This is a genomic window from Marinobacter sp. (genome assembly GCF_041984545.1).
Lineage (GTDB): Bacteria > Pseudomonadota > Gammaproteobacteria > Pseudomonadales > Oleiphilaceae > Marinobacter.
This window is the reverse complement of record NZ_JBHIXV010000039.1, coordinates 24280-30847: the sequence shown is the minus strand read 5'-3', so window position 1 is coordinate 30847 and position 6568 is coordinate 24280. Positions and strand designations below refer to the sequence as shown.

Genomic DNA, 6568 nt, shown 5'->3' with positions numbered 1-6568 from the left:
CCAGCGACAAACGGATTAACAGTCCGTTGCTCTACCAACTGAGCTATCGGGGAACGTCGTCGTGTGACGAGGCGCGTATATTAAGTTGGCTATACCGCCCCGTCAACCCCTGCCTCCGAACTTTTTAGCCCAGGGCTTTCTGCAGACGCTCGATGGCCTTTTCCAGGTTTTCCATGCTGGTCGCAAAGCTCAGACGCATGTGGCCAGGGCAGCCAAAGGCCGAGCCGGGTACCAGCGCCACGCCGGCGTCGGTGAGAAGCTTCTCGGCAAACTCCACGTCATTGCTCACGCTGGAGTCGGCATCAATGGCACCCTGGAAGCTCGGGAACACGTAGAAGGTTCCGTCGCCGTTCAGGCACTCAACGCCCGGCAGCTTGTTCAGCGCACCCACCAGCCAGTCGTGGCGTTCCTTGAACGCCTTCACCATCTCGCCAACGCAGGCCTGGTCGCCGTCGAGGGCTGCCTGGGCAGCCGCCTGGGAGATGGAGGCCGGGTTGGAGGTGCTCTGGGATTGAATCTTCTTCATGGCGCCAATGATCCTGGCCGGGCCAGCCGCGTAACCGATACGCCAGCCGGTCATGGAGTAGGCCTTGGAAACGCCGTTGAGCACGAAGGTGCGGTCGTACAGTTCCGGGGTCGCGTTCAGGATGTTGCAGAACGGCTTACCGGTCCACAGGATCGGTTCGTACATGTCGTCGGTGGCGATCATGATATTGGGGTGCTTCTTGAGCACTTCGCCAATCGCCTTCAACTCTTCCAGGGTATAGGCCATACCGCTGGGGTTGGACGGGCTGTTGATCACGAACAGACGGGTGCGCTCTGTGATGGCGTTTTCCAGCTGCTCCGGAGTGATCTTGAATCGGGTGTCGGCGCCGGTCTCGATGATCACCGGCTTGCCTTCGGCCACGAGCACCATATCCGGGTACGACACCCAGTAGGGGGCCGGGATGATGGCTTCGTCGCCCGGGTTCAATGTGGCAAGGGCGAGGTTGAAAAAGCTCTGTTTGCCACCACTGCTAACCAGTATCTGGTTGGCTTCGTATTCCAGTCCGTTGTCCCGCTTGAACTTCGCAATAATCGCTTTCTTCAGGGCCGGCGTACCATCAACGGCGGTGTACTTGGTCTGGCCGTTGTTGATGGCCTCAATGGCGGCCTTTTTGATGTGATCGGGGGTATCGAAGTCCGGCTCGCCGGCACCCAGGCCAATGATATCCTGGCCAGCCGCGCGCAACTCGGCGGCTTTGTTGGTGACTGCGAGGGTAGGGGAAGGCTTGATCGCCTGTACTCGGCTGGAAAGTTGAAGGTCCAAACTTGCGCTCCTTAAAGCTGCGTCTGATTAGGCTGCGACCGGCGGGCTTTGAAACGGAGCCAGATTGGCACTGGCTGGTTTTGGCCCAGCCGTCGATCGCAGTGATGGTATCATGAAGCCGGCATATCGCTAAATTTCTAGAAGGTATACGCCCGTTTTGCCGGGACGTGCCAGACATCCGGAGGTTATCCGCCCATTATGGCCAAGAAAGAGTCCACTGCAGCCAGAGAAGGCGTGTTCAGGGTTGATTCCCCGTACCAGCCCGCCGGTGACCAGCCCAAGGCTATCGAAGGCCTGGTGGATGGCATCCACTCCGGCCTTGCGCACCAGACCCTCCTTGGGGTGACCGGCTCCGGCAAAACCTTCACCATTGCCAACGTGGTTCAGGAAATCCAGCGGCCTACCATCATCATGGCCCACAACAAGACCCTGGCCGCACAGCTTTACGGCGAATTCCGAGAGTTTTTCCCGGACAACGCGGTGGAGTACTTCGTCTCTTACTACGACTACTACCAGCCAGAGGCGTATGTGCCGTCTTCCGATACCTTCATCGAGAAAGACGCCTCCATCAACGAACATATCGAACAGATGCGGCTATCGGCCACCAAAGCGTTGCTGGAACGGCCGGACGCCATCATCGTGGCAACCGTCTCGTCTATTTATGGTCTGGGCGACCCCCAGTCCTACCTGAAGATGATGCTGCACCTGGACCGTGGCGACCAGATCGACCAGCGTTTTATCCTGCGCCGGCTGGCCGAGCTGCAGTACACCCGCAACGACATCGAATTCCACCGGGCCAATTACCGTGTGCGCGGCGATGTCATTGACGTATTCCCGGCGGAATCGGAAAAAGAGGCCATCCGGATTGAACTGTTCGATGACGAAGTGGAGAACCTCAGCTACTTCGACCCACTCACCGGCGAGGTGCTGCGCCGCGTGCCCCGGGTGACCATCTACCCGAAGTCTCACTACGTGACCCCGCGCCAGACCGTGCTGGACGCCGTTGAGCACATCAAGGTGGAACTGGACGAGCGCCTGCAGCAACTGCGCGACAACAATCGCCTGGTGGAAGCCCAGAGGCTGGAGGAGCGCACCCGCTACGACATCGAGATGATGCTGGAGCTGGGCTACTGCAACGGCATCGAGAACTACTCCCGCTACCTCTCGGGCCGGCGCCCCGGCGAGGCGCCGCCCACGCTGTTTGATTACCTTCCGCCCAACGCGTTGCTGGTGGTGGATGAGTCCCACGTAACCATTCCCCAGATCGGCGCCATGTACAAGGGCGACCGTTCGCGCAAGGAAACCCTGGTGGAGTACGGCTTCCGCCTGCCGTCGGCGCTGGACAACCGGCCCATGCGGTTCGAGGAATGGGAGCGCATCGCGCCCCAGATGATCTTCGTCTCAGCCACCCCGGGCAAATACGAGGGAGAGCATGCGGGGCAGGTAGTGGAGCAGGTGGTTCGGCCCACCGGCCTGCTGGACCCGGAAATCGAAGTACGCCCCGCCTCCACCCAGGTGGACGACCTGCTCTCGGAAATACATGCCCGCGTGAAGGTGCAGGAGCGGGTGCTGGTAACCACGCTGACCAAACGGATGGCGGAAGACCTGACCGACTTCCTGATGGAGCACGACATTAAGGTGCGTTACCTGCACTCCGACATCGACACGGTGGAGAGGGTTGAAATCATTCGCGACCTGCGCCGCGGTGAATTCGACGTGCTGGTGGGCATCAACCTGCTCCGGGAAGGCCTGGACATGCCCGAAGTTTCCCTGGTGGCCATTCTGGACGCCGACAAAGAAGGCTTCCTGCGCTCCGACCGCTCCCTCATCCAGACCATCGGCCGGGCCGCCCGGAACGTCCACGGCAAGGCTATCCTCTATGGCGACCAGATCACCGGCTCCATGCAGCGCGCCATCGACGAAACTGAACGCCGTCGCGCCAAGCAGCAGGCCCACAACGAAGAGCACGGCATCACGCCCCAGGGCCTGAATAAGAAAATCGCCGACATCATGGAAGGCGCCAGCGGTGGCGGCGGGCGCGGCAAACGCAAGGCCGAGCGTCCGGGTCAGAAAGCGGCTGAGGAAGCCGAACAATACCGTGCCAAGGCCGGCAACAAATCGCCGGAAGAAGTACTCAAGGAAATCACAAAGCTCGAAGACGATATGTACAAGGCCGCCTCGGATCTGGATTTCGAGACGGCAGCGCGACTGCGAGATGAGATTGCAGAGCTCAAGGAAGCGGCGCTGCGAACCGGTTAGTTTCTGTTGGACGACCACTGCGAGGTTTCATCGCGTGGGCCGGCGTATTCTTTGCCAGAAACGTGGAGCGCCAGGGATGGCGCGACCGAGCCCTACATGGATGTATTCACGGGCGTTTTCTGGCAAAGAATACGCCGGCCCATGCAGCCCCCGAAGTTTAAGAACCGAGGACCAGGCTAGCGCTTGGGCCCCACAATCACCGCAGCCTGCAAAGGCTGATTCCGCCCATACTTCGAAATCTGACTGAACACCCGCTTATCCACCGGCAAATACTGCTTGTCGACCACCGTCTCCCCGGCTTCAACATCAATTTCCGGATCGTGCAGATACACAAACTGATCGTCCATGGCACACACCGTCACCCAATGGGGCACCCGACTGCGGTTTAACTGCCAGGTACTGATCAGGATCACCGGAATCTGCCCCTCGTGCAGGGCCTGCTCCATGGCCTCCAGTGTTAGCGGGTCATGGTGCAGCTTGATGCCCGTTTGGCCAATGTCGTGCAGAAAGCCCTCGTGCACCAGTTCCAGCACGCGCTTCTTGTCCTCATTGCGAACCGTATCCTTGAACAGGGCGCCCTCCATGCTGATCCAGGCGCTGGCCGCAAACCCCCGATTCCAGGCCGCGAGGGCCAGCCCATGGGGGCCGCAGCCGCCGTGGCCAGCCAGCATGAAAATGGTGGTGGCCTCGCGCCAGATCTTCAGCTCCTCCAGTGTGGTCAGAGGCTGCTGTTCATCGAGGGATGCCATGGCCATGATCAATGCCGCCGGGCCACAGGAAAATTCCGTGGTCTGAGGGTAATAAGGCACCGCCGGGTAATCCCGCGATGGCTCATAGAACAGAATGCGGCGCTCGAACCGCAGCGCGTTGCCGTGATCCTCGTAGTAATCCCGGTAGGTGCCAAACTGCCGGTAACCGAGCCGCTTGTAGAGGTTGATGGCACCTGCGTTGTCCTCCCGGACCTCAAGCCGCATGATAATCCGGTCTGCGTCTACCGCTTCCTTTTCAGCTTCGCGTACCAGGGTTTCGCCAACACCCTGGCCCCGGGCAGACGGCGATACGGCAATCGAGTAAATCCGGGCAAGACGTGTGGCGGCGCTCATGAGCACCAGGCAATACCCCACCAGTTCGCCATCTGACTCGGCCACGATCAGGCGGTCCCTGGGCATCTCCAGGAAACGGCGGAAGCTTCGTCGGGACAGCCGGTCCTCGGTAAAACACCGGTTCTCCAGCTTGACGATGGCATCGAGATCTTTGCCGGTGGCTTGGCGAATGTGAAGTTCGGGCATCAGGTGGGGCCTTGAGAAGAAACGTGCGGGCATGCTGGTAGGCTTCCCTTACTGGGCTATTATGGGTGAGAGACAGCAATACTCAAATAGCGCAAGTATGCGTAAAAGCACGCATTATTCGCCGATTGTGAGAGGCCGCCCGGCAGCGTATTGTTGCGGCAAATAATCACAGAATAACCTCCAGGGAGGAACATCCTGCATGTCCCGATTGCTCATTGTAGTAGACCGAGCCAAAGACTGGGCACCGTATTATCCCAGTGAAGATGTGCTGACCTTTGATCAGTACCTTCAGTTCTCTGCGCCGTCCACCAGCCGGGTTCGGGTAATCAACCTGTGTCAGAGCGCCCGCTACCTCAGCCGGGGCTATTATTGCTCGTTGCTGGCGGAGGCCCGGGGCCATCACGTGGTGCCCTCGGTGATGACGCTGAACGATCTGAGCCGGAAAGGGCTGTTTTCCCTGGAGCTGGAAGAGCTGGACGCCAGCGTGATCAACTGGCTGGATGCCGCCGGTTCAGCGATTGATCCGGCCAGCGACGATCGGGACGCCACCCACGAAGTCAAGGTACGGACGTATTTCGGGCAGGCTGAACACCCGGATCTCAAACCGGTGGCCCGGGCCCTGTTCGAGCGCTTCCCGTGCCCCATTCTCGAGGTTGTCTTCAAGCGACGGAAACAGTGGCAGATCGAGTCCATGAAACCGGCGGCGCCAGCCGATCTGGGTGAGAAAGAACAGGATGCCTTCGCGGCCGCACTCGACCGTTTCAGCAGCATGGTATGGCGCAAACCGCGCACCCGCCGCCGCTACCGATACGACCTGGCGGTGCTGGTCAATCCGGAAGAGGAGATGCCCCCGAGCGACAAGGTGGCGCTCAAGCGCTTCGAGAAGGCCGGTCGCAAGCTGGGGATCAACGTAGAGCAGATTACCCGCCGGGATTACATGCGCCTGCCGGAGTACGATGGCCTGTTCATCCGTGAAACCACCGCCATTGACCATCATACCTACCGCTTTGCCCGCAAGGCGGACGCCGAGGGTATGGTGGTGATCGACGACCCGGTCTCGATCCTCAAGTGCACCAACAAGGTGTTCCTGGCGGACCTGCTGAAGAACAACAAGGTGCCCACGCCGAAAACCTTGATCCTGTCCAAGGATCAGAAAGACGCGGTGGAGCAGGTGATCAGCGAGCTGGGCTTCCCGGTGGTGATCAAGATACCCGATGGTGCTTTTTCCCGGGGTGTGACCAAGGCCGAGGATGAAAAATCCCTGCGGGCCGGGCTACGGGATCTGTTCAAACAGTCCGCCCTGGTGCTGGCCCAGGAATACCTTTACACCGACTACGACTGGCGCATCGGCGTTCTCGGTGGCAGAGCCATCTATGCCTGCAAATACATGATGGTGAAGGGGCACTGGCAGATCTACCAGCACGGTGAGTCGAAGAGCGAGAGCGGCGGCTTTGAGACCATGCCCACCTACGAGGTGCCCAGAAACGTGATTCAGGCTGCGCTGAATGCAACCAAGCTGATTGGCAACGGCCTTTACGGCGTGGATATCAAGCAGTCAGGCAACCGTGTGGCCGTCATCGAGGTGAACGACAACCCCAGCATCGACGCCGGTGTCGAAGACCGCTTTCTCGGCGGCGAACTCTACACCCTGATCATGCAGGAATTCCTCTCCCGGATGGAAGAAAACCGGCGCCGCTAGCTGCCGGTCTTA

General features: G+C 59.9%; 4 protein-coding genes. 2 read left to right on the top strand and 2 right to left on the bottom strand.

The features are described 5' to 3' along the window. Nucleotides 1-124 precede the first annotated feature (124 nt). Complete coding sequence (locus ACFC20_RS15475) at nt 125-1309, bottom strand: pyridoxal phosphate-dependent aminotransferase (protein WP_375193785.1); 1185 nt, start codon at nt 1307-1309, stop codon at nt 125-127. Between the two features lie 198 nt (nt 1310-1507). Here ACFC20_RS15475 and uvrB point away from each other — a divergent pair, with 198 nt between their 5' ends. Continuing rightward, nucleotides 1508-3568, top strand: coding sequence for an excinuclease ABC subunit UvrB (uvrB, locus tag ACFC20_RS15470; protein ID WP_375193784.1), 2061 nt, complete (start codon nt 1508-1510; stop codon nt 3566-3568). Between the two features lie 176 nt (nt 3569-3744). Here uvrB and rimI read toward each other — a convergent pair whose 3' ends face one another. Continuing rightward, nucleotides 3745-4857 carry a ribosomal protein S18-alanine N-acetyltransferase gene (gene rimI / locus ACFC20_RS15465; RefSeq protein WP_375193787.1) on the bottom strand — a complete coding sequence of 371 codons (1113 nt, stop codon included), beginning with the start codon at nt 4855-4857 and terminating at the stop codon, nt 3745-3747. 199 nt (nt 4858-5056) lie between these two features. On the opposite strand from rimI, the gene ACFC20_RS15460 reads away from it, so the two are divergent. Beyond that, the gene (locus tag ACFC20_RS15460) at nt 5057-6556 is read left to right on the top strand and encodes a RimK family protein (RefSeq protein ID WP_375193783.1); all 1500 of its coding nucleotides are present in this window, start codon (nt 5057-5059) and stop codon (nt 6554-6556) included. Nucleotides 6557-6568 lie beyond the last annotated feature (12 nt).